The organism is Xenorhabdus sp. PB30.3, assembly GCF_963895965.1.
Taxonomy (GTDB): domain Bacteria; phylum Pseudomonadota; class Gammaproteobacteria; order Enterobacterales; family Enterobacteriaceae; genus Xenorhabdus; species Xenorhabdus stockiae.
The window spans coordinates 1-12039 of the sequence record NZ_CAWQMW010000012.1; the positions used below are offsets into that span (position 1 = coordinate 1).

Below are 12039 nucleotides of genomic sequence, written 5' to 3' on the forward strand. Positions count from 1 at the left end.
ACTTCGCACGGCGCTTTTGCTGCATTCACAGTGATCTGCAATATGCTGATACGAGGGCCAGCACTCCCCTTTGTCGTTTGCATTATCGGCCAGTTTAATCAGCACCAGTTTTCTCAGGGGATTGCCCACCCGGATACTCATTGCCTTCGCCATCAGACTCATACTCATGCCATTTCTCCCTGTTATCGACCCGCCACCAGCGGGAATTGGAAATTTATTGCGGGGTTTTCGCTTCAGGCGGCGGGAAAACGGTAGGCAGATCAGGACGCAATTCATGCGCCTGAACCGCCCCGTTTGAAAAAACTACAATATCCGGGACCCGTGATACCGAAACCCGTTTTTTTCCGTACAACCATGCACTGATAAGCGATTGCGCACACCCCAGTACCTGAGCCAATTTGGCCTGACTGCCGGCGATATCTATCACTTTTTTTATTACACTGTTTTTCATTTTTCCCTTCTCCAACACGACCGCAATAACAATATCACTAACAGTCAAGATATATCACTATAGGAGTATTTGTAAAGATATCACTCTAGAGATAGAATAAGCAACCGATAATTCAGGATAGCAATACAAAAATAACCCCCTCATGAGGCACTTATGACTCTTGCTGATAGATTAAAAGAAGCCATGGCAGATAAAGGACTAACCCAATCCTCTCTCGCCAAAAAAGCCGGCATGGCGCAATCCATGATATGGAAATTACTCTCCGGGAACGCGACCAAAACAGGCCGGCTCGTTGATTTGGCTAAGGCCTTGGATGTTCGCCCGGAGTGGCTCAGTGATGGCAGTGGTCATAAATCGCCGTCCGGTGATACTGATTTTTCTGTCAGGCATGACAACCGTTATGCACCGGTAAAAATGTATGAAGCAGAACAAGAAACCCCAGAGTGCTTCATGGTGCCGGCCTGTTCTGAACAGCAAACCGCGTTTGAATCCTGTCGGGCTTATCGCATCACCCAAAATACCGGCTGTGCTGAAGCGCCGGAAGGGACGGTGATCGTGGTGGATACACAGGAAGAGATCGCCAATGATGATTTAGTCTATGCCCGCATCGGAGAACATTATTCCGTTTATCGTTATAAACAAGGGGGAACTATCGGCTTTTTATCTGTGGATGACTCACGTATTCCCTTGATAACCCTCACTCCTGACATAGAAATCGTCGGGGTGATTGTGTATTTATTTCGGAATATGAAGCGAAAACGATAACATTCTTCCCTCCCACTCGAACACCACCAAACCCTGCCTAGATTTACGACAAGATACTGTTTTTAATGCAGTATCTTTAACTCCATTGAAATCATCATCCCCTTAAAAATCCTATACCATTCAAATGATATCAAATTAAAATTATTTGATATCAATAAGATAATTAAAAAATTTGATTTATATCACTTTTGGTATGGATCTAATGAAATTTAAGTGATAATGTTAGCGGCATCAAAGTGATAGGAATAATCACTACCCTAATAAACGAGAGGATTTATGCGTACCTTCATTTCTGCCATCATCAAAAAACCGGCAACACAACAAAAAAAGGCTATCAACATTAAAGGGATTGTTGCCAATATCGCACAAAAAAACAGCCTGCATGCCGGAACAACACATATTACCTTTTTGGCAGATCAATATTATCAGGGCAAAACCCAGCATCACGGCATGGATATAAAGAATAACGATGAATTTAAACATCATATCTTAGCGACGTATCGGGTCAGCCCAAAACATACCGAGCCTGTGCCTTACTATCATTTAGAACTGATTGTCGATTACGGTTATGCACTCTATCAGCGGCGAGGACGGTATATGAATTTAGTGGATATATTGCCTTTTACTCAATTTTCAGCCCCGGAAATAAAAACTACCATCATTGATAATTAACACATTCATGAATGCAAGGAAAATAACAGCAATGGATTGCCTGAAATAAAAATAAACGACTTAATCATGAAATTAAGCGCTTAATTTGTGCAGGTTTATTGTATGAAAAATGTGTAAATTATTCGGAGAAAAATAAAATGAGGCTCGTTGCTAATCATAAGAATAAGAAAAAAGCCAGTCTTACCAGAAAGCAGGCGGCTGACTTTATCGGCATTAATGTCGATACATTATCCCATTGGTGCGCTATAGGTAAAATAGCCTACAACAAGAAAGATCCCGCCAGACCCCGATCCCCTTATTTATTTACATACGCGGCATGTATTGCAGCCCTTAACAATTCGATCCAAACTGTGCCTGTGAGCACGGTAGATGTGGCAGAAAAAGGAGATAAAAAATGTCAATCTTCCGTAGAGGAAATACATGGTACGGGAACTACACGACACCAAGCGGCAAAAGAATTAAGGAATCGCTTGGAACAACGGACAAGAGGCAAGCTCAGGAATTGCACGATCGAAGAAAGGCCGAATTATGGCGCATAGAACGGCTGGGTGATTTTCCTGATGTGACGTTTGATGAAGCCTGTTTACGTTGGATTGAGGAAAAGGCCGATAAAAAATCACTGGATGATGATAAAGGGCGTATGGCGTTCTGGCTGGAATACTTCAGCGGAGTGAGATTAAAAGATATTACCGAAGCCAGCATTTACACGGCGGTTAGCAAGATGAAAAACCGCAAGGCCAAGGAACGCTGGGAAAGTCAGGTTCAGGCAGCCAAGAAAAAAGGACACGAGATCCCAGCCTATAAAGAAGTCTCAGTATCAGTAGCGACCAAGGCAAAGCACTTAGCTTTGATTAAGGCTCTATTAAGAGCCGCCGAAAGAGATTGGAAATGGTTAGAGAAAGCCCCTGTGATTAAAGTCCCAACCGTCAGAGAAAAACGAGTCAGATGGTTGGAGCCTCATGAAGCGCGGAGATTAGTTGATGAATGTCCCGAACCACTTCAGTCAGTCGTTAAGTTTGCGCTGGCTACAGGGTTGAGACGCTCAAATATTATTAATCTGGAGTGGTCGCAAATTGATATGCAAAGACAGGTCGCATGGATACACCCAGATCAAAGCAAATCATCCAGGGCTATAGGGGTAGCCCTAAATGAAACAGCTTGCAGGGTGTTACGGGATCAGATAGGAAGCCATAACAAATGGGTTTTCGTTCATACGAAATCATCAATCAGCCCAAACGGAACAGCACTGCCTAATGTGAGAAAGATGCGTGTTGATGATAACACTGCATGGAATGCAGCGTTAAGACGAGCAGGAATCGAAGATTTTCGTTTTCATGATTTGAGACACACTTGGGCTAGCTGGTTAGTGCAATCCGGTGTTCCATTATCAATTTTGCAGGAAATGGGCGGCTGGGAGTCAATCGAAATGGTAAGGCGTTATGCACACTTAGCACCGAATCATCTGACTGAACATGCGCGGCAAATTGATCTGCTTTTTGGTGGAGGTGTCCCAAATTTGTCCCAATCAGGAAAAACAGTGGTTACAAAATAGAGGCAAGTCATTGATTTTAAATGGTACGCCCTACAGGATTCGAACCTGTGACCTACGGCTTAGAAGGCCGTTGCTCTATCCAGCTGAGCTAAGGGCGCATTGAGATGTGAAATAAGAAACATCATTAATGCAATGTGTTGATGCTGACGTGGATTATACGGGCATAATGGATTGAGTCAATGGCCTTTTCGTTCAGATGCTCATTTTATGATTATCATTAAAACTGACAGGCCGTTCATGTTCTGACAAAATAGCTCCCATTCCTATAATTGATGATGGAATCTTAAATACATGTCAGCAAAAATTATTGATGGGAAAACGATTGCGCAGACAATCAGAAGCGAAGTTGCAGAAAAAGTCAGGCAGCGTGTTGCTGCCGGGAAACGAGCCCCCGGGCTTGCCGTCGTTTTAGTAGGAGAAAATCCCGCTTCCCAGATTTATGTCGCGAGTAAACGCCGCGCCTGTGAGGAAGTTGGTTTTACTTCACGCTCTTATGACATGCTAGACACCACCAGCGAAGCCGAATTACTCTCTCTGATAGATAACTTGAACAATGATCCCGAAATCGACGGTATTTTAGTTCAACTTCCCCTCCCTGCCGGTATTGATAATGTCAAAGTTCTGGAACGCATTCACCCTGATAAGGATGTGGATGGTTTTCACCCCTACAATATCGGTCGCCTGTGCCAGCGTGCTCCAAGATTACGACCTTGTACGCCACGAGGTATCGTGACTCTACTTGAGCGTTGTAATATCAATACTTATGGGTTAAATGCGGTTATTATTGGGGCCTCCAATATTGTCGGCCGTCCGATGAGTCTTGAGTTGCTGCTGGCTGGATGTACTACAACAGTCACTCATCGCTTCACTACGGATCTACGCCAGCATGTAGAACAGGCCGATTTATTGATAGTCGCGGTCGGTAAACCAAACTTTATCCCCGGTGAGTGGGTAAAACCCGGTGCAATAGTGATTGATGTAGGCATCAATCGTCTGGAAAATGGTAAAGTCATCGGAGATGTTGATTTTGATAAAGCATCTGAGCACGCAAGCTGGATTTCCCCTGTGCCGGGAGGTGTCGGCCCGATGACCGTTGCGACGCTGATTCAAAATACCTTGCAGGCTTGCGAGGAATATCATGATGTAAACAAAACTGAAGGACAGTGATGGAAATTTTTTATTTAGATGGCCACCCTTATGTAGAACTGTGCGATTTGCTGAAGCTTCAGGGATGGAGTGAAAGCGGTGCGGCAGCAAAAGCTGCTATCGCAGAGGGTTTGGTTGAAGTTGATTCTCAGGTGGAAACTCGCAAACGCTGCAAAATTGTTGCAGGAAAAGTTGTTACTTTCAACGGTGATTCTGTTCGCGTTAAAGAATAATTTAGCTCTTCGCTAATCCCCGTCAAAGAAACGGCACTTTATTATGCGTTACGCATTTAAGGTGCCGTTTTTTTTATTGTATACCGCCCTACGTGATGGATATGTTTCACACAGATTTGTGACATCAGCGATGCTTATTAAACAATCACGCCTTAAATGTTTTGGTTTTTTTATTAGTTGCTATACTGAGAAGCTCACTTACAACTGAAAAGGAGTTGATTATGTTAAGTAATAGAGCTGCAAGAAGGTTGTTGGGCATGCCGTATAAGTTAAGCAATTCTAAACGTAGAGTGACTATTTCTCTTTTGAATCTCAACGCCGATACTGATAAACATCAAATACCTGAACATCTGAACCATTCGTCTTTTATTTCCAAAAAACGAGACGCTTCTTCAGGAAAAATCAGTTATCACTCTGGAAATGCTTTTTATCCGAATCATCTGAATAAAAATCAATAAAATATTAAGCTGATAGATATCATAGAATAAACCGCCTACAGCGAGGCGGTTTTGGTATTTTTATGGCTGTCCACAATCGATTATTTACGACGCCATGTTGTGCCCTGTGGGCCGTCTTCCAATTCAATACCCATTGCATTAAGCTGGTCACGAGCAGAATCGGCCAAAGCCCAATCTCTGTTTTTACGAGCATCATTACGCTGTTTAATCAGTGCCTCGATTTGGGCAACGTCACCATCGTCATCAACACCACCTTGCAGGAACTGTTCAGGCTCTTGCTCCAGCAGCCCCAGAACTCCCGCCAGCTTACGCAGCTCAGCTGCCAGCCCGTTTGCCGCAGCCATATCGTCAGCTTTCAGGCGATTAATTTCACGAGCGATATCAAACAGTACGGAATAAGCTTCTGGGGTATTGAAGTCATCATTCATGGCTTCAACAAAACGGGCCTCAAAGGATTCACCGCCAACAGGCTGAGCGGATTTATCCGTACCACGCAAAGATGTATACAGGCGCTCAAGCGCAGTACGAGCCTGTTTCAGGTTCTCTTCTGTATAATTTAACTGGCTGCGATAGTGACCTGACATCAGGAAATAACGCACTGTCTCAGCATCGTAATATGCCAGCACATCACGGATGGTAAAGAAATTGTTGAGAGATTTCGACATCTTCTCTTTATCCACCATTACCATACCGGAATGCATCCAGTAATTCACATAAGGGCCATCGTGAGCACAGGTAGATTGTGCAATTTCATTTTCATGATGCGGGAACATTAAATCTGAACCACCACCATGAATATCAAAATGGTGTCCCAGCTGTTTAGCGTTCATAGCGGAACATTCAATATGCCAGCCCGGACGCCCTGCTCCCCACGGAGATTCCCAGCTTGGCTCACCCGGCTTGGACATTTTCCACAACACGAAATCCATTGGATTACGTTTAACATCCGCAATTTCAACACGAGCACCGGCCTGTAACTGCTCCAGATCCTGACGGGAAAGCAGGCCGTAATTAGGATTACTATCGATAGAGAACATCACGTCACCATTATCAGCAACGTATGCGTGCCCGCGTTTGATCAGCAGTTCAGTAAGCTCAATAATTTCAGGGATATGCTGCATCGCACGTGGCTCTGAATCCGGACGCATAATATTCAGCGCATCAAAGTCGCTGTGCATCTCATTCACCATACGGGTAGTCAAGGCATCACAGCTTTCATTATTTTCAATCGCGCGCTTGATGATTTTATCATCTATATCAGTAATATTACGGACATAAGTTAAATCGTAACCTGAATAACGCAGGTAACGGGCAATAACGTCAAATGCGATAAATGTTCTGCCGTGACCAATGTGACACAAATCATAAATGGTGATGCCACACACGTACATGCCCACTTTCCCTTCATGGATCGGCTTAAATTCTTCTTTTTGGCGACTGAGAGTATTGAAAATTTTTAGCATCAGTGGGTTTTCCGTAAAAATTGATGTACGTGTAATAAAAAACAAAAGCGGACAAATCCGCTGATTTTGGGCTTCCTTATCAGCTAGATAAATAAACTATAATAGAAAAGCCGGATTAGATATTTCACCCTGATACGCCGCACTTTGCAAGCATTGCGATCAGCTTTATTCTCACGGGATGGCTGAGTACTGACTCAAGATCACAGATATGGTATAAAAGCCGTTGTTCCGCACACTCTAGAATATTAGGGTCAGTCAAAAATATTATTAGGATTTCTATTATGGTGACTTTCCATACCAATTTCGGCGATATCGTGATTAATACTTTCGCTGAAAAAGCGCCTGTAACTGTTGAAAATTTTTTGAATTACTGCCGCGAAGGCTTCTACGATAACACTATTTTTCACCGTGTCATTAATGGCTTCATGATTCAGGGTGGTGGTTTTGAGCCTGGTATGAAGCAGAAAACGACTAAATCTCCTATCCAGAACGAAGCTAATAATGGTCTGCAAAACAGCCGTGGCACTCTGGCAATGGCTCGTACCAATGATCCACACTCTGCAACAGCTCAGTTCTTTATCAATGTTGTTGATAATGATTTCCTGAACTTCCGCTCAGAACGCCCTGACGGCTGGGGTTACTGCGTATTTGCTGAAGTTGTAGAAGGCATGGACGTCGTTGATAAGATTAAAGGTGTTTCAACTGGTCGCAGCGGTATGCATCAGGATGTACCACATGAAGATGTTATCGTTGAACGTGTTACTGTCAGCGAATAATTAGTCGTTACATGAGTACACTGTTTATTGCTGATTTGCATCTCAGTGAGCAGGAACCGGCAATTACTGCCGGTTTTCTACGTTTTTTACGTGAAGATGCAATCCATGCGGAAAGCCTGTATATCCTTGGTGATTTTTTTGATTACTGGATTGGTGACGATGATCCCAACCCTTTACATGCGGAAATCGCACAAGCACTTAATTCTCTGAAACAAAAAGGCGTTTCCTGTTATTTCATTCATGGTAACCGTGATTTTTTATTAAGTTCCCGGTTTGCCAAAGAGAGCGGGCTGATTCTTCTGCCACAGGAAAAAGTTCTGGAACTCTACGGTAAGCGCATTCTTATCCTGCACGGTGATACTCTTTGCACCGATGACACGGGTTATCAGCAATATCGTAAGCGGGTACACACTCCGTGGATCCAACGGCTGTTTTTACTTCTTCCTCTGTTTATCCGGCTGAAAATTGCAGCCAGAATGCGGGCAGGAAGCCAGTACGCCAATAGTCAGAAATCTGAATCGATCATGGATGTCAATCAACAGACTGTCATTGAACATTTTAATAAATATCAAGTGGACTGGATGATCCACGGGCATACGCATCGCCCGGATATCCATGATATCCCCATCGGCGATAAAATCTTACATCGTGGTGTATTGGGTGCCTGGCATCATCAAGGGTCAATGTTCAAAGTGACAGAAACATCTATTGAACTGGTATCTTTTCCTTTTTGAAGATAGTGAGTTTTTTTCTGTAAAAATAAAAAAATCAACCAACGCAAACGTTTTCCTTCTGCAATTCGCATGATATTATCCACCACCTTATCCATAATGGATTTCAAGACAACATTATTTTGAACTTTGTTCTGGTGGACATCCAATACAGGAGCATCTGATTTATGACGGCAAGCCCTGATCCCGCACAAACTATCTCCACAGCAGCAACAACCGAAATACAGCATCATGCCAAAATTGCCATTGTCATGGGTTCAAAAAGTGATTGGGCAACAATGCAACACGCAGCTGATATTCTGGCTTCCCTTGATCTTCCTTTTCATGTCGAAATTGTTTCAGCTCACCGAACACCCGATAAACTTTTTCATTTTGCTGAACAAGCGAAAGCAAATGGCTTTGAGGTGATTATTGCTGGTGCGGGCGGTGCTGCGCACCTGCCGGGGATGCTGGCGGCTAAAACATTAGTTCCTGTATTTGGTGTTCCGGTACAAAGTGCAGCCCTGAGTGGTGTGGATAGTCTTTATTCTATCGTCCAGATGCCCAAAGGGATCCCTGTGGGTACATTGGCTATCGGTAAAGCAGGCGCAGCAAATGCAGCCTTGCTCGCAGCTCAGGTCCTGGCATTACATGATGAGACTCTGTTTCAGCGACTGGAAAACTGGCGTCAGACTCAAACTCAGGATGTTCTGGAAAATCCAGATCCCCGGGAGGATGCATGAAGCCTGTTTGTGTATTGGGTAATGGCCAATTAGGCAGGATGTTACGTCAGGCAGGCGAACCATTAGGAATAGCCGTCTATCCGATTGGGCTGGATGCTGAACCAGAATCTGTTCCCTATCAAAGCAGCATTATTACAGCTGAAATTGAACGCTGGCCTGAAACGGCTTTAACACGCGAGCTTTCCCATCATAAGGCATTTATTAATCGTGATATTTTCCCGTTACTTGCTGATCGCTTGCCACAGAAACAGCTTTTAAACACACTTGGTCTGGCAACAGCACCGTGGAAGCTATTATCTGATCCTAGCCAATGGCCGCAAATTTTCAGTGAACTGGGTGATTTCACCATCGTTAAACGTCGGGTCGGTGGTTATGACGGTCGTGGTCAATGGCGTATCCGGCCGGGTAAAGAAACGGATTTACCCACTGAAATTTATGGTGAATGCATTGTAGAACAAGGGATCCCTTTCTCAGGGGAGGTTTCTCTAGTGGGAGCTCGTAATGCCGATGGAGAATCAGTGTTCTATCCGCTGACCCATAATCTTCATCAGGAAGGGATTCTACGTACAAGTGTTGCTTTTACTAATGCCAATCGTCAGTTACAACAGCAAGCAGAACAAATGTTGTCCGGCATTATGGAGCATCTGAATTACATTGGTGTTATGGCGATGGAGTGTTTTATTGTCGGTGGTGAATTGCTTATCAATGAACTGGCACCACGGGTACATAACAGTGGCCATTGGACACAAAATGGCGCTTCTATTAGTCAGTTTGAGCTTCACCTACGGGCAATTCTGAATTTACCTATGCCTCAACCGGAAGTTCTGTCCCCTTCTGTGATGGTCAATCTGATTGGCACCGAAATAAACCCAGAATGGCTCAGTTTACCGCTGGTTCATTTACACTGGTATGGCAAGGAAGTTCGTCCGGGGCGTAAAGTGGGTCATCTGAATCTGGTTCACCCGGAACAAGATGCATTAAAAACAACATTACAGAGCCTGATAGCATTATTGCCAGCAGAGTACCAAAATGGTTTGGAATGGGTACAAAGTAAATTAAGCTGATCCATTTTTTATATTTCGCCACAATGGAATAATAAAGATAGCAGGAAGTAGTAAATTACTTATGATCACGACTACTTCCTGTATTTTATTTTTTCTTACCAACGATAATTTTCTTATCAAACATTATTCCTGGATAATGTTCTGGACAGAGTATCCACTATTGTCCTTGTTGTTTGGTCTACTTCATAATTAAGGAAGTCGCCTACTTTAACCTTATTAAGATTCGTTATCCTTAAGGTTTCTGGGATAAGATTTAAAGTAATGGTTTTATTTTTCTCATCAATATGATTGACAGTTAAACTACATCCATGTAGCCCGATAAAACCTTTCAGGAAAAAATATTTAATATTATCCTGAGGAATCCGGATAACCAGCCGGTAAGTTTCGCCTATCGCAGTAAACTCAACCACCTCGGCTATACCCTCTATATGCCCATAAAGACTATGACCGCCATTCTCTTTATTCATCTGATGTGAACGTTCTATATTGACCTGATCACCAATAGAAAGAAATTTTAGTGTTGTGGTATCAGCGGTAAAATCAGAAATATCAAAAAAGACTTTATCTTCATTGAATTGGGTCACTGTCAGGCAAGTGCCATCAATCGCTACGCTAGCACCAATGGCAACATCATCAAAAAGACGGTTATTGTTGCTAACTGTTATTGTACTGAAACCATTATTCTTATTGAGTGATAATACCTTCTCTTTACCCTGAACAATTCCTGTATACATGACGTTCACTCCAGAAGTTAATTCATTAATTTTTAAAAAATATACATTAAACACGTATGGTTACATTTACTACGTTGTCACATCATGATTTTTTATATAAATCAAAGAGGAATTTAATATAGCATAATAAGTATAAAAATCCTAAAGTTGGTGCTTTTATAGCACATCCATAGTTATCCAATATAATTAAACTTCAAGAGTAAACTTCCTTATAAAATATCAGGAACTCAATCGATTACAATATACATTCCCACAATAAAATAAGGCGTTAACATTAAAATAAACGCCTTATTATTTTCTAATTCGGTTTGCAAAATAACTCTCTCCACATGAAATAATGTTACTTCACTTTTATTATAAATAAGAAAATCAAAAAAATATCATTAACTTCCATGTAATTTTTCTTTTATAGCCTCAATCCGATGCCTATAATAACAAATTGCAGGAAAGTAAGAATACTCATAGGAAAAAGAAAAACGTGAAAATATACCAAGTAAAATACCGTCTTTTGAAAAAATAGGACTTCCTGAATCTCCCTTTCTTCCTGTAATATGTGTTCTCAGTTCATAACCATTTATTGCCTCTATTTTACTGAACTTTTCAATTAGTGTTGTCGTTGTCTGATAAATCGTATGTGGTAATATAATCCCATCATCCCCCATTAGTTGATATGCAATCCCCTCAAAGGGATATACCACTCCTGGACCTCCTTTTGAGCATGATTCAGGTAGTTTTGCTACCTCTGCGCCTTTTCCAATAGAAGTCATATCGGTATCTACCTTGAAAATAGCTATATCAACTGACGGCATAAACCTGACTAAACTTTTCCCCGAATAGAGGTGTGCACTCCGACCAAACATTTTGCTATATATTTTCCCATAGCTGACTTCCACATCTCTTTTTTTGGCATTTAACCAATTATCATCAAAACAATGAGCAGCAGTAAGTACCAAGTCACTCCCAATAATTACTCCGCCACATTCATATGAACCACGCTGGTGTATATTGTCAAAGGAAAATAAAAGCTTAACATATGATCCAACATATTTAGGATTCGGTGGATCATCAGCTATTGCGAATCCCTTTTCTGTTATTAAAATTCCCATACAAAAAATTGCAATGAATATATTAATCCAAATTTTCATTTTTTACTCCCTCATGAAGTTATAACATTTCAATACCTTATTATAATTAGAGATAGCTACAGAATGAAAATGCAGTCATCATTATTGAATTATAGCCGCTCATTCAATTTTCATGATTAATTAACCA

Annotated in this window: 15 protein-coding genes and 1 tRNA gene; 10 read left to right on the forward strand and 6 right to left on the reverse strand. The window is 42.1% G+C overall.

Features of this window, described 5'->3' with window-relative positions; genetic code table 11:
- The coding region (locus tag AACX38_RS01390; protein ID WP_228865597.1) for a helix-turn-helix domain-containing protein at positions 1-168 on the reverse strand (168 nt) is incomplete at its 3' end.
- A gap of 46 nt (positions 169-214) precedes the next feature.
- Positions 215-451, reverse strand: coding sequence for a transcriptional regulator (locus tag AACX38_RS01395; RefSeq protein WP_228865587.1), 237 nt, complete (start codon positions 449-451; stop codon positions 215-217).
- Between the two features lie 153 nt (positions 452-604).
- Between AACX38_RS01395 and AACX38_RS01400 the strand changes: the two genes are divergently transcribed.
- The 3 genes from AACX38_RS01400 to AACX38_RS01410 all read left to right on the forward strand — a co-directional run bounded on the left by AACX38_RS01400 (position 605) and on the right by AACX38_RS01410 (position 3440).
- A complete protein-coding gene (locus AACX38_RS01400) occupies positions 605-1216 on the forward strand; it encodes a helix-turn-helix domain-containing protein (protein ID WP_228865588.1) in 612 nt (203 codons plus the stop codon).
- A gap of 276 nt (positions 1217-1492) precedes the next feature.
- The gene (locus AACX38_RS01405) at positions 1493-1888 is read left to right on the forward strand and encodes a hypothetical protein (RefSeq protein WP_228865589.1); all 396 of its coding nucleotides are present in this window, start codon (positions 1493-1495) and stop codon (positions 1886-1888) included.
- A gap of 394 nt (positions 1889-2282) precedes the next feature.
- A complete protein-coding gene (locus AACX38_RS01410) occupies positions 2283-3440 on the forward strand; it encodes a tyrosine-type recombinase/integrase (RefSeq protein WP_228865590.1) in 1158 nt (385 codons plus the stop codon).
- 21 nt (positions 3441-3461) lie between these two features.
- On the opposite strand, the gene AACX38_RS01415 is transcribed toward AACX38_RS01410, so the two are convergent.
- Positions 3462-3538 (reverse strand) — tRNA-Arg (locus tag AACX38_RS01415).
- A gap of 193 nt (positions 3539-3731) precedes the next feature.
- Here AACX38_RS01415 and folD point away from each other — a divergent pair.
- The 3 genes from folD to sra all read left to right on the forward strand — a co-directional run bounded on the left by folD (position 3732) and on the right by sra (position 5277).
- Positions 3732-4607 (forward strand): bifunctional methylenetetrahydrofolate dehydrogenase/methenyltetrahydrofolate cyclohydrolase FolD, encoded by an 876-nt coding sequence (folD, locus tag AACX38_RS01420; protein ID WP_228865591.1) that lies wholly within the window; start codon positions 3732-3734, stop codon positions 4605-4607.
- Complete coding sequence (gene ybcJ, locus AACX38_RS01425; RefSeq protein ID WP_099122255.1) at positions 4607-4819, forward strand: ribosome-associated protein YbcJ; 213 nt, start codon at positions 4607-4609, stop codon at positions 4817-4819. Before folD ends, ybcJ begins: the two co-directional genes overlap by 1 nt.
- A 221-nt stretch (positions 4820-5040) precedes the next feature.
- Positions 5041-5277 carry a stationary-phase-induced ribosome-associated protein gene (gene sra / locus AACX38_RS01430; RefSeq protein ID WP_099111332.1) on the forward strand — a complete coding sequence of 79 codons (237 nt, stop codon included), beginning with the start codon at positions 5041-5043 and terminating at the stop codon, positions 5275-5277.
- Positions 5278-5357: 80 nt separating this feature from the next.
- On the opposite strand, the gene cysS is transcribed toward sra, so the two are convergent.
- Positions 5358-6740 carry a cysteine--tRNA ligase gene (gene cysS / locus AACX38_RS01435; RefSeq protein ID WP_228865592.1) on the reverse strand — a complete coding sequence of 461 codons (1383 nt, stop codon included), beginning with the start codon at positions 6738-6740 and terminating at the stop codon, positions 5358-5360.
- Positions 6741-7021: 281 nt separating this feature from the next.
- Here cysS and ppiB point away from each other — a divergent pair, with 281 nt between their 5' ends.
- The 4 genes from ppiB (at position 7022) to purK (ending at position 10033) form a co-directional block, all read left to right on the forward strand.
- A complete protein-coding gene (gene ppiB / locus AACX38_RS01440; RefSeq protein ID WP_099111334.1) occupies positions 7022-7516 on the forward strand; it encodes a peptidylprolyl isomerase B in 495 nt (164 codons plus the stop codon).
- Between the two features lie 11 nt (positions 7517-7527).
- Entirely contained in the window at positions 7528-8250 is a 723-nt protein-coding gene (locus AACX38_RS01445; RefSeq protein WP_228865593.1) for a UDP-2,3-diacylglucosamine diphosphatase, read from the forward strand.
- A 164-nt stretch (positions 8251-8414) separates the two neighbouring features.
- Positions 8415-8969 carry a 5-(carboxyamino)imidazole ribonucleotide mutase gene (purE, locus tag AACX38_RS01450; RefSeq protein ID WP_099122252.1) on the forward strand — a complete coding sequence of 185 codons (555 nt, stop codon included), beginning with the start codon at positions 8415-8417 and terminating at the stop codon, positions 8967-8969.
- Positions 8966-10033: a 5-(carboxyamino)imidazole ribonucleotide synthase gene (purK, locus tag AACX38_RS01455; protein WP_228865594.1), complete on the forward strand. Its 1068-nt coding sequence runs from the start codon at positions 8966-8968 to the stop codon at positions 10031-10033. Before purE ends, purK begins: the two co-directional genes overlap by 4 nt.
- A gap of 116 nt (positions 10034-10149) precedes the next feature.
- On the opposite strand, the gene AACX38_RS01460 is transcribed toward purK, so the two are convergent.
- Positions 10150-10767 carry a riboflavin synthase subunit alpha gene (locus tag AACX38_RS01460; protein WP_228865595.1) on the reverse strand — a complete coding sequence of 206 codons (618 nt, stop codon included), beginning with the start codon at positions 10765-10767 and terminating at the stop codon, positions 10150-10152.
- 383 nt (positions 10768-11150) lie between these two features.
- Positions 11151-11912 (reverse strand): trypsin-like serine protease, encoded by a 762-nt coding sequence (locus AACX38_RS01465; protein WP_228865596.1) that lies wholly within the window; start codon positions 11910-11912, stop codon positions 11151-11153.
- Positions 11913-12039 lie beyond the last annotated feature (127 nt).

Bases quoted from the DNA above. Each gene is read 5' to 3' on its own strand.
- AACX38_RS01395 (WP_228865587.1), bottom strand. From the start codon at position 451: ATGAAAAACAGTGTAATAAAAAAAGTGATAGATATCGCCGGCAGTCAG.
- AACX38_RS01400 (WP_228865588.1), top strand. From the start codon at position 605: ATGACTCTTGCTGATAGATTAAAAGAAGCCATGGCAGATAAAGGACTA.
- AACX38_RS01405 (WP_228865589.1), top strand. From the start codon at position 1,493: ATGCGTACCTTCATTTCTGCCATCATCAAAAAACCGGCAACACAACAA.
- AACX38_RS01410 (WP_228865590.1), top strand. From the start codon at position 2,283: ATGTCAATCTTCCGTAGAGGAAATACATGGTACGGGAACTACACGACA.
- folD (WP_228865591.1), top strand. From the start codon at position 3,732: ATGTCAGCAAAAATTATTGATGGGAAAACGATTGCGCAGACAATCAGA.
- ybcJ (WP_099122255.1), top strand. From the start codon at position 4,607: ATGGAAATTTTTTATTTAGATGGCCACCCTTATGTAGAACTGTGCGAT.
- sra (WP_099111332.1), top strand. From the start codon at position 5,041: ATGTTAAGTAATAGAGCTGCAAGAAGGTTGTTGGGCATGCCGTATAAG.
- cysS (WP_228865592.1), bottom strand. From the start codon at position 6,740: ATGCTAAAAATTTTCAATACTCTCAGTCGCCAAAAAGAAGAATTTAAG.
- ppiB (WP_099111334.1), top strand. From the start codon at position 7,022: ATGGTGACTTTCCATACCAATTTCGGCGATATCGTGATTAATACTTTC.
- AACX38_RS01445 (WP_228865593.1), top strand. From the start codon at position 7,528: ATGAGTACACTGTTTATTGCTGATTTGCATCTCAGTGAGCAGGAACCG.
- purE (WP_099122252.1), top strand. From the start codon at position 8,415: ATGACGGCAAGCCCTGATCCCGCACAAACTATCTCCACAGCAGCAACA.
- purK (WP_228865594.1), top strand. From the start codon at position 8,966: ATGAAGCCTGTTTGTGTATTGGGTAATGGCCAATTAGGCAGGATGTTA.
- AACX38_RS01460 (WP_228865595.1), bottom strand. From the start codon at position 10,767: ATGTATACAGGAATTGTTCAGGGTAAAGAGAAGGTATTATCACTCAAT.
- AACX38_RS01465 (WP_228865596.1), bottom strand. From the start codon at position 11,912: ATGAAAATTTGGATTAATATATTCATTGCAATTTTTTGTATGGGAATT.